The 15111-nt window shown below is 65.6% G+C and carries 10 protein-coding genes; 4 read left to right on the plus strand and 6 right to left on the minus strand.

The window, feature by feature from the left end:
* Positions 1–7: 7 nt before the first annotated feature.
* Entirely contained in the window at positions 8–1504 is a 1497-nt protein-coding gene (locus PXJ20_RS09935; RefSeq protein WP_421029478.1) for an EAL and HDOD domain-containing protein, read from the minus strand.
* Positions 1505–2100: 596 nt separating this feature from the next.
* On the opposite strand from PXJ20_RS09935, the gene PXJ20_RS09940 reads away from it, so the two are divergent.
* Both PXJ20_RS09940 and PXJ20_RS09945 read left to right on the plus strand, forming a co-directional pair.
* Positions 2101–3852: a putative bifunctional diguanylate cyclase/phosphodiesterase gene (locus PXJ20_RS09940; RefSeq protein WP_325101032.1), complete on the plus strand. Its 1752-nt coding sequence runs from the start codon at positions 2101–2103 to the stop codon at positions 3850–3852.
* 90 nt (positions 3853–3942) lie between these two features.
* Positions 3943–5409, plus strand: coding sequence for an HDOD domain-containing protein (locus PXJ20_RS09945; RefSeq protein WP_026121794.1), 1467 nt, complete (start codon positions 3943–3945; stop codon positions 5407–5409).
* 112 nt (positions 5410–5521) lie between these two features.
* Here PXJ20_RS09945 and PXJ20_RS09950 read toward each other — a convergent pair whose 3' ends face one another.
* Positions 5522–6895, minus strand: coding sequence for an EAL and HDOD domain-containing protein (locus PXJ20_RS09950; RefSeq protein WP_411828912.1), 1374 nt, complete (start codon positions 6893–6895; stop codon positions 5522–5524).
* Positions 6896–7517: 622 nt separating this feature from the next.
* Here PXJ20_RS09950 and PXJ20_RS09955 point away from each other — a divergent pair.
* The gene (locus PXJ20_RS09955) at positions 7518–8000 is read left to right on the plus strand and encodes a DUF305 domain-containing protein (RefSeq protein WP_126876212.1); all 483 of its coding nucleotides are present in this window, start codon (positions 7518–7520) and stop codon (positions 7998–8000) included.
* Positions 8000–9478, plus strand: coding sequence for a YncE family protein (locus tag PXJ20_RS09960; RefSeq protein ID WP_126876211.1), 1479 nt, complete (start codon positions 8000–8002; stop codon positions 9476–9478). The genes PXJ20_RS09955 and PXJ20_RS09960 overlap by 1 nt, the downstream gene beginning before the upstream one ends.
* 497 nt (positions 9479–9975) lie before the next feature.
* Here PXJ20_RS09960 and PXJ20_RS09965 read toward each other — a convergent pair whose 3' ends face one another.
* The 4 genes from PXJ20_RS09965 to astD form a co-directional block, all read right to left on the minus strand.
* On the minus strand, positions 9976–10782 hold the full coding sequence (locus PXJ20_RS09965) for an ABC transporter substrate-binding protein (RefSeq protein ID WP_421029479.1): 807 nt from the start codon (positions 10780–10782) through the stop codon (positions 9976–9978).
* 447 nt (positions 10783–11229) lie between these two features.
* Positions 11230–12312 (minus strand): succinylglutamate desuccinylase, encoded by a 1083-nt coding sequence (gene astE, locus PXJ20_RS09970; protein ID WP_421029480.1) that lies wholly within the window; start codon positions 12310–12312, stop codon positions 11230–11232.
* Entirely contained in the window at positions 12296–13636 is a 1341-nt protein-coding gene (gene astB, locus PXJ20_RS09975) for an N-succinylarginine dihydrolase (protein ID WP_421029481.1), read from the minus strand. The genes astE and astB overlap by 17 nt, the downstream gene beginning before the upstream one ends.
* A gap of 11 nt (positions 13637–13647) precedes the next feature.
* Complete coding sequence (gene astD, locus PXJ20_RS09980; RefSeq protein WP_421029482.1) at positions 13648–15111, minus strand: succinylglutamate-semialdehyde dehydrogenase; 1464 nt, start codon at positions 15109–15111, stop codon at positions 13648–13650.

A 15111-nucleotide genomic window follows, 5' to 3' on the forward strand; every position in this document is an offset into this window, starting at 1 on the left:
CACCGCTTCAGTCGCCAGCGTGCGCCCCGAACCACGCCGCCGCGGAGAGGCTCAACTCGGCCAGCACCTCGGGCCCAAGCTCCGTGCCCGCCACCGTCACGCGCAAGCATTCGCCGCGTTCGGAGGCCTCGGCGAGCGCAAGCAACGCGCCCAGTTCGCCCGCGTAATCGACGATGGCATCGCGAATGGGACGTGCAAGGCCGAGCTTGTGGAGCGCCCGCTCGGGCGTCGCGCCAATCACCACGTGAGCGAGCGAAAAGATGCCGGTCATGAAGGCCTGGTCCGCGAAGTCTTCGTTCGACGGCTTGAGCCAGCGCGCCGCCAGTTCCATGAAGCGCGAGCGCGTGCCCGCCAGTTGCACGAGCGGGTCGGAGCGCCAGGGCATGTCGCGCCCGTTCGCGTAGAGCAGCAGTTGCGCCCAGCGCGCAATCTGGCGCGTGCCCACCGCGATCACGGCCTCGCGCAGCGACGAGATGGGCCGCCCCAAACCGAACGCGCTCGAATTGACGAGCCGCAGCAACTGCACGACCACCGTGGGGTGGCGCTTGAGTTCGACTTCGAGCTCCGCGATGCCCGCGTCGCGCGCCACGAGCGCGAGTAGCCGCAGCAGCGCTTCGCGCGACGAACGCACGCGGCGCGCACTCAGCACCTGCGGCCGCGCAAAGAAATACCCCTGGAACAGGTCGAAGCCGAGGTCGCGCGCCAGCTCGAAGTCCTCTTCCGTTTCCACCTTTTCGGCGAGCAGCGTCTTGCCTTCGCGGCGCAGCGCCGCGGCGAGCGCGGGCAGTGCGTCGCGGCCGGTCTCCAGAAAGTCCACCTTGACGATGTCCGCGTGAGGCAGCGCCGCGAGCACGCTCGGCGTGAGCGCGCAGACGTCGTCGAGCGCAATCAGAAAGCCGTTGCGGCGCAATTCGTCGACACGCCGGATCAGGCGCGCGTCGAACGTCACGGTTTCGAGAATCTCCAGCACGAAGCGGTCGGCCGACATCAGATGCACGATGTCGTCGAACAGCAGCTCGCGGCCAATGTTCACGTAGCCGCGATGCGAGCCCAGCACCGCCGACACGCCGATGCTGCCGATCGTACGCACCACGACCTGCGCCGTGGCGCGCGCCTCGTCGGTTACTTCCGCGTAGTTGTGAAGGCCCGAGCGGAACAGCAGTTCGTAGGCATGCAGCGCACCGCTGCGATCGAGAATCGGTTGACGGCCCACGTAGACGAACTGCGTGGAGACGGGCTCGGCAGTGGCGGCGCCTGCGGCCGCCTGGGCAACGCTGCAGCACGCGCTGGCGATACAGCCGTCGACGCGGCACTGCGTGGAGCCGCTATCATCGGAGCCGCTATTGGAGCCGCTATCGGAGCCGGCAGCGGTGGCCGCTGCGTCGTCCACGCCGTCGGACGGACCGGCGGCCTCGGCCTGCTGATACGGTGCATCGCCCGCCGGGGCGCATGCGCATGGCGAAGGCGGCACGCTCGCGGTGTCCAGCGACGATGATTCAGACATGCTCAGGCTCTCCATCCAGTCTGCATACTGCCCTTACCGCCCTTGCAGCGGCCTTCACGGACCGCCCCGTCACGCGTCTGATAACGCCGGGACCCATGTGAGCCGGTGCGCATGCGTTCGGGCGCGCATGTGACCGGCAACGACCGCGCCACTTTAACCGAATCCATGCGGCACCGCACCGGGCGTATGGCGCATAGTCGCAGCGCCCCAAAATGTTTAAATCGAGTCTAAAGATTTATGCTCGCCGGTCGATAACCTGCTCTGATGGGCGGTGTCAACACGTACCTCGGGTACGCCCCGGCTCCGCCTCGAAGCACATCACGCGCCCGCAGACCGGGCCGTGCGGGAAACAGGGTTGCCGACCATACATGGAAGCGAACAGGAACACCGCGCCACGCCAGAACATACTGAGCACGGTCGTCGAGCGCCTGCGTGCGCTCGTTCGGCGGCCCCACGGCCACGCCGCGGACCCAACCGATCAGCTGCGCGGTGCCGGGCAGGCCGGCCATACCCCGGGCGACCAGAGCGCCCGAAACAGCCAGGGCAATGACAACGGCGGCTACGAGAGCCACGGCGCCACGGCGCGGGCACGGGACATAGCCGCGCTTCCCCCGGCGCCCAATCCGTTCGAACAGGCTGCCGGCGCCGTGGACTTCCTCGCCCAGGTGGACCGCGAATTACGCTTTCTCTACATCTCCGACGCGAGCCTGCGCTTCGCCGGCTATCACCGCGAATACCTGGAGACGGCCACGCTGCACGACCTCGTGGCTGCGTCGGACATCGCCCGCGTCGATGCGCTGCTGGCGCGCGCAGCCCAAAGCGGTGTGGTGGAAAAAGACACGCTCAATCTCGTCAAGTCGCTCACCTACCCCGTGGCCGTCGAGCTGCGCGTCGTGAAGAATCCGCACGACGGCGTGGACGGCTACGCCATTGCCGGCTTCGACGTTTCGGCCTGGCAGGCCACGCAGGTCCAGCTGACCCACGCGCTCAATCACGACAAGCTCACGGGCCTGCCCAACGTGACCGCGCTCGCGCCGGCGCTCGCCGCGGCGCAGCGCACCGCCGACGAGACCGGCCTGCCCGCCGCCCTGCTGCTGCTCGACGTGGACGACTATCAGCGCATCAACCGGGCGCTCGGCTACGACGCGGGCGACGCCATGCTTTGCGATACCGCGCGCCGGCTCACGCACCTCGTGGGCGAGCACGAAACCGTGGCCCGCGTAGGCAGCGACGAGTTCGCGATCCTGATTCCCTCGAACGCCATGCGTCCCGACGCGACGGCCGTCTCGCTGCACGCGGAGTCGCTCGCGCGGCGCATGCTGACCTCGATCCTGCAGCCGTACGCGTACCGCGACCAGCCCGTGCATCTGTCGGCGAGCATCGGCATCGCGCTCTACCCGGACGCCCGGCACGCCTCCGATACGCCGGACAGCCCCGGCACCGCCGCGGGCGACACGCGGCTGCAGCGCTGGGCGGACCAGGCGCTGCAGCAGGCCAAGGCCGCGGGCGGCAACACGCTCGCCTTCCACGTGCCCGACAACGACCCGAGCGACGCCCAGCGCCTCAAGCTCGAATCGGACCTTTACGACGGCGTGCGCAACGGCGAGTTCTCGCTGCACTTCCAGCCCATCACGAGCAGCCAGACGCGCGGCGTGGTGGGCGTGGAAGCGCTGATCCGCTGGCAGCATCCGGTGCACGGGCTCGTGCCGCCTTCGATGTTCATTCCGCTCGCCGAGTCGGTGGGGCTCATCAACTATCTCGGCAACTGGGTGCTGCGGGCCGCCTGCATGCAGCTGATCCAGTGGGACGCCCAGGGCATCGCGCTGCAATACGTGGCCGTGAATGTTTCCGCGCAGCAGTTCCGCAATCCGCGCTTCACCGACAGCGTGCGCGAAGCCATTCGCCTCACCGGGCTCGACCCGTGCCGGCTCGTGTTCGAGATTACCGAAAGCCTGCTCATGCACGACCCGGCGCACGCAAAAGTGCTGCTCGAGGAATTAACGGCTATCGGCATCCGTTTTGCCGTGGACGACTTCGGCACCGGCTACTCGAGCCTTGCATACCTGCAACGGTTTCCCCTCGCCAAACTCAAGATCGACCGGAGCTTTGTCGAAAATCTGCTAACCTCGCGCAACGATCAGGCCATCGTCAACGCGGTGGTGGGGCTTGCGCGCACGCTGGACCTCGAACTCGTGGCCGAGGGCGTGGAGACCGAAGCCCAGCGCACATTGCTGACCGAGATGGGCTGCGACCACATACAGGGATGGCTGGTGTGCAAGGCGTTGCCCTCCGACGAGCTCGCGCAGCGCTTCGAAGCGCGCGAACTCCATCTCCATGCGGCGGCCTGATGCGTGCAGCACATCTTATCGACGGCCGGCGGCGGCGCCTCGTGGTGCAAGTGGCCGGACGAGGACTGGCAGGGTTTTCGCGGAATTGACATGGGGCAGACGGTAAAGGCGGCGGTACTCGACAGGCTATGGGCGCGCATGAACGAGCGCGGCGACTTCCCGATGCTGTCGCAGTCGCTGCGCACGACAGTGGCGGCGATGGGCAACGACGACCTCGACTTCGCCGCACTCGTGCAGGTGGTGCTCTCCGATTTCGCGCTCACGCAGAAAGTGCTGCGCCTCGCCAACTCGGCCATGTACATGGCCTTCGGCGGCAACATCACCACCGTCACGCGCGCGCTGATGGTGCTCGGCATGGACGCCGTTGGCCACCTCGTGGTGGGCCTCAAGCTGGTCGATCACTTCCATCATTCCGCGCCGCGCCGCATCGACGCCAAGCTCGAACTGAACCGCACCATGCTTTCGGGCTGCGTCGCGCGCAAGCTCACGGAGCACGGCGACCTGCGCGTGGGCGAAGAAGCCGTGGTCTGCACGCTGATGCGCCAGGTGGGCAAGCTGCTCGTCGTGTTCTATCTGGAAGCGGAGTGGGACCAGATTCGCCGGCGCTGCAACGACGGCGCCGACGAGAACGAAGCGAGCGTTGCCGTGCTCGGTGTCACCTTCGACGAACTCGGGCTCGAAGCCGCGTCGCGCTGGCGCCTGCCCGAAACGATCCGCGCGGGCATGAGCCATTACGACCCGCACGCCGCCGACGAACCACGCTCCATCCAGTGGCTGCGCGCCACCACCAACTATTCGACCGACGTGGCGAGCGTGCTGATCGCGCCCGACATCGACCCGCGCGAACGCGAGGCGCACATCACCGATCTCGCGCACCGCTACAGCCGCGCCCTCTCCACTGACCCCGAAGTGCTCGTGGAAATGAGCGTGGCGCTGGCCCGCGAGGAAGCCGGCGAAGGCGTGATGCGCGAAATCATGGAACTGCGGGCCAACGCCGATGCGATTGCCCGCGAAGCGCTCGACCCCGAAGCGCGCATTGCTGCCGGCGTCGCAGACCTGCGGGCCTTGCCGCCCGACAACTCGTTGCAGCCCGCGCTCGCACTGGCCTCCGAAACCGTGCTCGCCGGACTCGGCTTCACGCGCACCATCGTGTTCGTGCGGCGCGGCTCGAACGCCTTCGAGGCGAAGTTCGGCTTCGGCCCAGGCGTGGAGCAGGCGCTGCCGAAGCTCGCCTTCGACGCCGCGTTCCAGCCGGACGTATTCCATCTCGCGATTGCGAACGCGGTGGGCATCTATATCGAGAATGCGCGCGATCCGAAGATGGTAACGCGGCTGCCGGCGTGGTTCCGCCACGCCTTCGATGACGCACGCGCGTTCGTGCTGTTGCCCGTGGCCGCCGAAGGCGGCGCGCCCGTTGCCCTGCTCTACGGCGACTGGTCCGACGCGCACGAGCCGCGCAAGATCACGCCGCAGGCCATGAGCGCGCTCAATGAACTGGCGCGCGAGCTGGGGCGGTTCTTCGTGTCGGTGCCGGCGCGGGAAATCGAGGTGCAATAGCGGCGGCGCGCGAGCGGTGCTGCTTGAAGTGCCGTTTGATGGGCTATACGGCGCCGCGATTGCGGCGGCGCGCTTTCCTCTCAGTGACTCATTCCTTCCACGGATCGACCGATCAGTCTTCGATCCGCTCCAACCCTTCCGCTTCGGCATGATGGTCCGCCATGCCCGCCCATTCGCCGGCAGCAAGCGCCAGCGCGACAGCGTCGCGCGTCGTGAAAGGCGCAAGCTCCGCGCAGACGGCATCGACCTCGTCCCACGCCGCGCGCTCCAGCCGTTCCACCACCGTCAACAGGCGTCCCAGCGGGCCTTCGCGATGCAGAATGGCCTCGCGGATGGTGCGTGACATCGTGAGTGCGTCGAGCGTGCTTTCCAGCGTGCCGCCGAACACCGCATCGACGAACGAAAACACGCCCACGAGAAACGCCGCGTCGGCCTCGTCGCGGCCCGCATCGGGCAACTGACCCACCGCCAGCTCCATGAAACGCGCGCGCGTAGCGGCGAGTTGCAGGAGCGGATCGTCTTCGAGCGAGACCTTGCGGCCGTCGGCATAGAGCAGCAGCTGGGTCCAGCGCGCAATGCGATTCGTGCCCGTGGCGTTGATGGCCTCGCGCAACGTCGTGACCTTGTGGCCCAGACCGAATGCGCTCGAATTGGCGAGGCGCATCAGGTGCATGACGAGCACCGGGTTCAGCTTCAGTTCGGCTTCGAGCTGCGCGACCGTGGGGTCCGCTGACAGCAGCTTCAGCAGGTTGAGCAGCGCGTGACGCGGCGCGCTGGGCCGCCGCGTGCTGGACGCATGCGGCAGCGCGAAGAAATAGCCCTGGAAGCGGTCGAAGCCGAGGTCGCGTGCCAGTTCGAAGTCGGCCTGCGAGTCGACGCCGAGCGCAATGAGCAGCTTGCCCGCGGACTTGAGCACGCTCGCGAATTTCGGCAATAGCGCGCGCGAAATGAGCCGCAGATCGATCTTGACCGCCTCCGCGTAGGGCAGCAGCTTCGCAAGCGTTTCGTCAGCCTGGGTCACCGCGTCCAGCACGAAGCGATAGCGGCGCGCGTGCAGCGTGACGAGACGCGCGATGAGTTCGCTGTCCACTTCGATGTCGGGCGCGAGTTCGAACGTGAAGCGCTCGGGCGGAATGCGTTGCACCAGTTCGTCGAGCAGCATCGCGCGCGTTGCGTCGACATAACCCGCGTGGCCGGCGAGCGCACCGCGCACGTCGCGATGCGTGAGCGCCTCGATGAACGCGGCCGCCGCACGCCGTTCGCGGCGGGCGAGACGCAGCTCGGGGGTATCGTCATCGTCGTCGCTGTCGTCATGCTCGGGCGCGACGATGCGGCTCTTGAACTCGAACGCGCAGAGCATGCCGTCGCGATCGAGAATGGGCTGGCGCGCGAACTCCACTTCGTAGCCGCCGTGCTGCTTGCCCGGTTCGCGGCCCGATTCTTCGCCCGTCTCGGCCCCTGCCCTTGCGGCTGCTCTTGTCGTCATTGCGGTCCCCCGGGAAGCGCGTCGCGCCTTGGTGTTCGTGTGAGTCTTTGTGGTGGTGTGTGCGGCTTTTCTGTGTATCGCGGTGCTTGCGTGCTTGCTTCGATGCGGTGTGACACCGCTTGCGTGCGGGCCAGGTGTGAACCGTTTGCGGGCCGCGAAAACAAGGTCAAATTCTATCCTGGCGGGTTGGGTGCTGGCAGCGGATGGCTAGTGGTTTCGACCTGTTTTTCCATGCCGCTTTCGTCTCGTTACGTGCCTTCGATTCGCTTACGTTTGCGTGGATACATTGCGACATCACGTTCTGGATTACGGCACAGTGGGAGGGAGGTTGAGGGTGGGGATGGGTCTTTACGCGGTTGCAGGTCCAATGCGCCATACGCTTTCGTGTTCATCACAGTGTCTTCTTCAAAGGCATTGGATGAATGCCATGTAGAGCGCTACTTGCCATACAGAAAATACATCTGTGGTAGCGGCGGAATATCAAATTGTCATGTCGAATTGGGCGGCTGCTTTTCCTGCAGCAGTCCTGCCCGTATCTCTATGAATTGTTTTCCATCGCAGGAATAAAGCCTCGTGGGCCGTGTTCGCCCTGCAGCAACATCCACCCATGAGGAGATGATGAATGCGATCCCTTAGGCCATGGCCGCAGGCCGCGGCCCTTCTGCTGTTCACTGCGCTCCCTCAGATCGATCAGGCAGCGGGTCTGGTACCCGGGCCGGAGGCGGCCTATCTGAAGGAGAACGACGTCGCCATGACGAAGATGATGGACGCCATGACCGTCAATCCCACCGGCGACATCGACCGGGACTTCGTTGCGATGATGGCTCCGCACCATCAGGGCGCCATCGACATGGCGCAGGCCGAATTGCGCTACGGCAAGAACGAGCAGTTGCGCCGTATCGCGCAGGAGATCGTCGTCGAGCAACAGCAGGAAATCGTAGCGATGCGTATGGCGCTGGGGCAGACGCTTCCGCCATCGGTCCCGGCTCCTGACCAGATCGGCGCCACTCGCGCCGCGTCGACAGCAAGTGCTGCGCACAGCAATAGCGCAATGCACATGCAGATGAACCACTCAGGCCAGATGTCACCCACCAGGGAAAACTGATGAAACCTCGCTTTTTCCGGCTCGATACGCTCGCGGGCACAATCGCGCTTGCGCTGTCCACTGCCACATTCGCCGGCCAGGCACCCGGCGCAGCATCTGTGCCGGACGTGCCGGTAAGTCACCACGATCGCGTGTACGCGGCGGAGCAGTTTTCAAACACCGTCTCCGTAACCGACCCGGCCGACAACCGGCTGCTCGGCGTGATTCGCCTCGGCGACCCTTCGCCGGGTAATTTCAGTCCGCTCTATCGCGGCCAGGTGCTGGTGCACGGCATGGGCTTCTCGCCCGACCACAAAACGCTCGCTGTCGTGTCGATCGGGTCCAACTCCGTGTCGTTCATCGATACCGCAACAAATGCGGTCAAACACGTGACGTACGTAGGACGTTCGCCCCACGAAGCGTTCTTTACGCCGGATGGCAAGGAAGTCTGGGTTACGGTGCGCGGCGAGAACTACGTCGCGGTGCTCGACGGAAAGACATTCGAGGAAAAGACGAGGATCACGACCCCGGCCGGCCCCGGCATGCAGATCTTCTCGCCCGACGGCAAGTACGGCTATGTCTGCTCGTCGTTCAACCCGGAAACAGACGTCGTATCGGTTGCGGATCATCAGATCGTCGCCAGGGTGAAGCAGGACAGCCCGTTTTGCCCGAACATCGCGGCGACGCCGGACGGCAAGCAGGTCTGGTTCACCCTCAAGGACGTGGGCCGCACGCAGGTATTCGAAGCAAAGCCGCCGTTCAGGCTGCTCAAGACACTCGACACGGGTCCCATTACGAACCACGTGAATATCGTCAGGAACGCCAACGGTATGTTCGCGTACGTGACGGTGGGTGGCCTCAATGAGGTGAAGGTCTTCCGGACCGACAACTACGCCCAGGTCGCGACGATTCCCGTCGGCAACCTGCCGCACGGGCTCTGGCCATCGGGCGATGGTTCGCGTATCTACGTGGGACTGGAAAACGGCGATGCCCTCGCCGCAATCGATACGACCACCAACAAGGTGATCGCGCAGGTGCCGATTGGTCAGGCGCCGCAAGCCGTAACCTATGTGCCCGACGCGGTGCCGGATGGCGACGGTACGCAGAATCTGCAACCGCTGGGCGTTGCGGGCAAGACGGCGCACATTCAAATGGTTTCGGCAGGTTCGAAAGCGCAATCGTCCGGGCAGTCGCCGACCAGCGTGGCGCTGTTCGACCAGGGACTGCTCCAGGTTCTGCAGGCCTCTGTGACCGGCCTCAACCCTAAACAGCCCTACGTTTTGGGTCTATCGAACAATCCAGACGGCAGCGGTGCGATCGAGAGCCTCGCAAACTTCATGACGAACCCGGCCGGCTCCGCCATCGTGAATGCCATAGGGCAGATCCGCCAGGTGGTTTCGGTCAACGATGCGCAAACGGACGGCACGCGACGCTATCTGGTGATCGCACCTCAGGTGGCGGGCCAGCCAGGACAGGTGGTGCAGGTACAGGCGCTTTGATTCCATTGGGTTACGAGGCTGCCCAAAGAAGCGGAACAAGATGTAATGGGAGGCGAAGCGCACCAAGGCCCTTCCCTCCCATGATTCGCGACCGCTTTGCGGTACCGACCTTCGTTGTCCCGGCTACCGGCAACGCTGAGCTTTCAGCGCCAAAGGCGATATTAGTCTTCGGCACCGCCGCCGCACGGCGATCAACTACTCAGGGTCAAGCAATGAAGTGAAAGTGAAAGACCCGTGCGCAGATTGAATATGCTCACGGCCTGAACGGTACAGCCGCGAAGGCGGCGCCGGCAAAGCAAGCCAGGGCGTAAAGCGGTCGAAGACGTCCGTTACCCGCGCACGAGCCGTGATTAGCTTGCCGAGCCAACGGACATCTGCGAAGGGTCCGTTAAGGAGTCCGTTAAGGGGTCCGCCAAGCGTCCGTCAAGCGCCATTCCCCCAAAAAACGGCCGCGTTCCCGCGGCCATCCTCACTGCTCTTCAACCAACAGGCAAACCCTACTTCACCACCACCTTCACATCAAAATACTTCCCCGCCAGCCGATCGATCGTCCCATCGGCCTTCAGCTCCTTGAGCGCGCCGTTCAGCGCATCTTTGAGCACCTTGTCGCCCTTGCGCACGCCAAATCCCACGCCCGCGCCCAGCAGCTTTTCGTCGCTCACGGGCGGTCCGGCGAACTCGAAGCCTGCGCCCTGCGGACGCCTGAGGAACCCCTTCGATGCCGCCTCGGCGTCCTGGAACGAAGCATCCAGCCGGCCCGCCGCGAGGTCCGCGTAGATCTGGTCCTGCGTCTGGTAAGGCACGACGTCCACGCCTGCGGGCGCCCAGCGCGCTTTCGCGTATGTTTCCTGGATCGTGCCTTGCAGCACGCCCACGTGCTTGCCCTTCAGCGACGCCGCCGTGGGCTGCAAGCCGCTGCCCTTCTTCGCGATCATCTGGTTGGGGATGGTGTAGATGGGATCGGTGAAGTCGATCGCCTGGCGCCGCTGGTCGGTGATCGTCATGTCCGAGTTGATCGCGTTGAACTTGCGTGCCTCCAACGCGGGAATCAGGCCGTCGAACGAATTCTCGACCCACACGCATTTGGCCTTCAGCTTCGCGCACACGGCATTGCCAACATCGACGTCGAAGCCTTGCAGGTCACCCGCCGGCGTCTTCGACTCGAACGGCGCATACGACGCCTCCAGGCCGAAGCGGATTTCCTTGATCTCGGCGGCCATCGCGCCGCTCGTTGCCAGTGCTGCCGCGCCGAACAACGCGCCGGCGGCCATACTCTTCCAGTTCAATTTCGAGTTCAATTTCATGAAGGCGCCCTTTGCGGGGTCAATGGATACGAAAACACAAACGGTTCGTGCGGCCGGAAGCGGCACGAGCTGACATCGGCCGATTCCGGTAGCGCAGCATCGCAACGACAAAATGTCCGCTCAAATGCGGCACGCCATTGTGATGCGCCGCAACAGCGGCGAGCGCGTGATTCTACAGATGCGTGGTTCGTATCGGTGCCTGAGCCAGCAAAGGCGATGGCGCGGAATTCAAATCTGGCCGCCCGACTCAGCACTTCGAAGCGCGCAAGCACCGTCTCACGAAGATGCAATTTCGCGTCGCGCTCAGGCAAGGCTCTACAAGGCTTGTAACGGCACGATCCGCGTGAGGGCGAACGAGATCGATCGACGCTCAGCGACTGAAGTCCAGCGATGAAGGTCCAGCAATAGAAATCGAGCCAAAGAAGCGGACCGCCGAAGCCAATCGCCTCAACTCAGCGACGCCAGCGTCTCACGCGTCGTATCGACTACGAGCAATCCCGCGCGCAGCCCCGGTTTCACAGTGGGATTCGGAAACACGATGCGCTCTTCGTCGTGGCGCACCGCGTAGTGGTAATCGCCGTCGCGCGCGAGCAGCGTGCCCTTTTCGAACGGCGTGAAGTTGGGCACGTCGGGCGCGAGAAAGAGTTCGAACGCTTCGCTTTGCTTCGTGATCTGGTCGATCACGGTGAAGACGCGCGGCAGCGGTGCCGCAGCCTCGCCGGTCCTGCCACTCACCAGCCGCCGCAGCGCGAGGTCCGCGCCCGCGAAGCGCGTGAGATCGTTCGCACCGAAGGGCCGCACCTTGCCAAGTTCCAGCGTGCACGCTATCGCCCCGCAACGTTCGGCCGTGTAGTGCGAATAGGTCGCGCCCTTCGCCGTGTGAATGAGCACGGCGGCAATGCGCGCGTCGGCGAGCCATTCGAACATCGTGCGCGTGGGCGGCGCACCCGTGTAGGGCAGCAGCGCGAACTGCTCGAATACGGAGGCGCGAATCGCCGTGTGCATGTCGATGTGCCAACGCGCGCCCGGTGCGGTGGGCGCATCGTCGAAGAAGCGGTTTGCTGCACGTTCGAGCGCGGCGGCGCGCGGCGCCTCGCGGCTTGCTTCAAGTTGCGCGTGCCTCCCACTGAAGAGCCGGTTGAGATCGTCGTCGAGATAGCGGCACGAAGCACGCATTGCCGCAATGTTGCCCAGCACGACGAGGAGGCGACACGCCAGCGCGGCGCGCCCCGTTGCGATGTCGCTGACGAACCGCGACAGCAGTTCGATGGGCGCAGTCTCGTCGCCATGCACGCCCGCCGAGGCGACGACGCTGCGCCCGCTGCTCGCGTTGTCAGCGGGTTCGAGTTGCAGCACGCCTTCGTCGTGCCAGCGCCAGCGCACGCCGTGCGCAGTGGCTCCCTGCGCTTCATGCGACGCGAGACGCCGGCCCGCCAGCGTGAACGCGAGGAAGTCTCCGAGCATCTCGGCCGGCGTGCCCCCGTGCGTGCTCAAGTGAAGCCTCCCGCCCGGCTCAGCGCTGGAAGTCATACAGCGAACCGAGACCGAGAATCTGCGTGAGTTCGTCGAGCGCCGTGCGCGATTCCACCAGCAGATGCGGGTCGGCCAGATCCGTGGGCGCAAGCCGGTCGCGATAGTGCCGCTCGATCCACGCATCGAGCCGCCCGAACAGCGCGTCGTCGATCCACACGCCCGGCGCCACCGCCGCCCGCTCCGCTTCGTTGAGCACCACGCGCAGGCGCAGGCACGCGGGGCCGCCGCCGTTCTTCATGCTCTCGCGCAGATCGAAAACCAGCACGTCATCAATGGGACCGCTGCCTGCGGCAAGACCATCCAGATACGTCGCCACGCGCGCATTCTCGCGGCACTCCTGCGGCACGACGAGCACCTGACGGCCGTCCGCACGCGTGAGCAACTGGCTGTTGAACAGATACGACGACACGGCGTCTTCCACGCTCACCGCCGCTTCGGGTACCTCGATCACCTCGAACGGCGCACCGAGTTTCGCGAGCTTCTCGCGCAGCGTGTCGTACACCTGCTGCTGCTCGACAAACGCGCGCTGATGGCAGAACAACGTGTGGCGATTGCCCACGGCGATCACGTCGTTGTGGAACACGCCCGCGTCGATCACGTCCGGATTTTGCTGGGCGAAGACAGTCGCGTCTTCGTCTAGCCCGTGGCGATGCGCAACAGCGCGGCTCGCCTCGAAGCTCTGACGCGCCGGGTAACGCTTCGGCTCGCGCTCGCGCCGGTATTCGCTGCGGCCATAGACGAAAAACTCGACGCCGTGCGAGCCGTATTCGGCGCAAAAACGCGTATGGTTCGCCGCGCCCTCGTCGCCCAGCGCGGGCGTGCCCGGCAGCGCGTCGTGCACTTCGAAATGCGCCGGGTCCGCGAAAATGGCGCGCAGCGTGCGGCGCGTGGATTCGTGTTCGATGGCGCGATGCAGCTTGCTGCACAGGTTCGCGGGCGTGAAGTGCACGCGGCCGTCGTGCGTGTCAGCGGACGGGCTCACCGTCGCGGCGTTGGCGGTCCACATCGCCGAGGCCGAGCTGGCGGCGGCGAGCAATTCGGGCGCGTCTTTCGCGGCGCGCGCCATCATTGCGGCTTCGTTGCCCGAGAAACCCAGTTCGCGCAACAGGCGCACGGAAGGCCGCTCCTGCGGCGGCAGCACGCCCTGCTGGAAGCCAAGGTCCGCGAGCTGCTTTATCTTGCGCAGGCCCTGCTTCGCGGCGGCCTTCGGGTTGGCAACGGACTTCTCGTTGTTCTTCGACGCCACGTTGCCGAACGAGAGCCCGGCGTAGTTGTGGGTGGGCCCCACGAGTCCGTCGAAATTCGCTTCAAAGGCTTGCATCGCGTCGATCCTCAGAAATGAAGGCCCGGCGAAACGCTCGCGGGCATGTGCAGCTCGGCGCTTTCCACCGACGCCATCGGGTAGGCGCAGTAGTCCGCCGCGTAATACGCACTGGGCTGATGGTTGCCGGAGCGCCCGGTGCCGCCGAACGGCGCGGCGCTCGAGGCGCCATTGGTCGGCCGGTTCCAGTTGACGATGCCCGCGCGAATCTGGCCGCGAAAACGCGCCCAGAGCGCTTCGTCGTCGGCGAGCAGGCCGGCCGAGAGACCGTAGGCGGTATCGTTGGCGCGCTCCATCGCTTCCTCGAACGTCGCGTAGCGCACGATCTGTGCGAGCGGGCCGAAGTGCTCTTCGTCGGGCAGGTCGCTCGCGTTCGTTACGTCGAGAATCGCGGGGCTCACGAAGCCGAGCGACGGGTCGCGCTGTTCCATCTTCAGCAGCACCTTGGCGCCGTTCGCGAGCAGATGCGTCTGCGCCTCCACGAGCCGCGCCGCGGCGCGTGCGGAGATCACGGCGCCCATGAACGGTTGCGGGTCGGCGTTGTACTCGCCCACTTCGATGCGTGAGGTCACGTCGCGAAAGCGTTCGACGAAGCGGTCGCCGAACGCATCGCGCGGCACGAGAATGCGGCGCGCGCAGGTGCAGCGCTGCCCCGCCGAGAGAAACGCGGACTGAATCGTGTGATGCACGGCCGCGTCGAGATCGGCCACGGGCGCCACCACGAGCGGGTTGTTGCCGCCCATCTCCAGCGCGAGCACGATCTCGGGGCGCCCACCGAACTGGCGATGCAGCAGCGTGCCCGTGTTCGAGCTGCCCGTGAAAAACAGGCCGTCAATCTGCCGGTGACTCGCGAGCGCCACGCCGGTGTCCTTCTCGCCTTGCACGAGGTTGAGCACGCCCGCGGGCAAGCCCGCGGCCTGCCACACTTCGACCGTGGCCCGCGCCACATCGGGCGCGAGTTCCGAAGGCTTGAACACCACCGTATTGCCCGCGATCAGCGCCGGCACGATGTGCCCGTTCGGCAAATGCCCCGGGAAGTTGTACGGACCGAACACAGCCACGACGCCATGCGGACGATGCCGCAGCACGGCCACGCCGTCGGCCATCGGCGTGCGCTTTTCGCCGGTGCGCTCGTGGTAGGCCTGAATCGAGATCTCGACCTTGGCCGCCATGGACGCCACTTCCGTGCGCGCCTCCCAGAGCGGCTTGCCGGTTTCGCGGCCGATGGCTTCGGCAAGCGTTTCCTTGCGTTCGTTGATGAGCGCGGCGAACCGGCGCACGATCGCGCAACGCTCGTCGAGCGTCGTGTGCGACCACGCGGCGAACGCGCGGCGCGCGCTACGCACGGCATAGTCCACGTCTTCAGCCGATGCGCTGCGGCCTTCCCACACGGTCTGTCCGGTGCCGGGGTTGCGCGAGGCGAAGGCGGGGCCGCTGGCGGCGGCCCATTCGCCGTCGATGAAAAGCTCGTTCAT

The organism is Paraburkholderia sp. A1RI_3L (assembly GCF_048957895.1).
Classification (GTDB): domain Bacteria; phylum Pseudomonadota; class Gammaproteobacteria; order Burkholderiales; family Burkholderiaceae; genus Paraburkholderia; species Paraburkholderia kururiensis.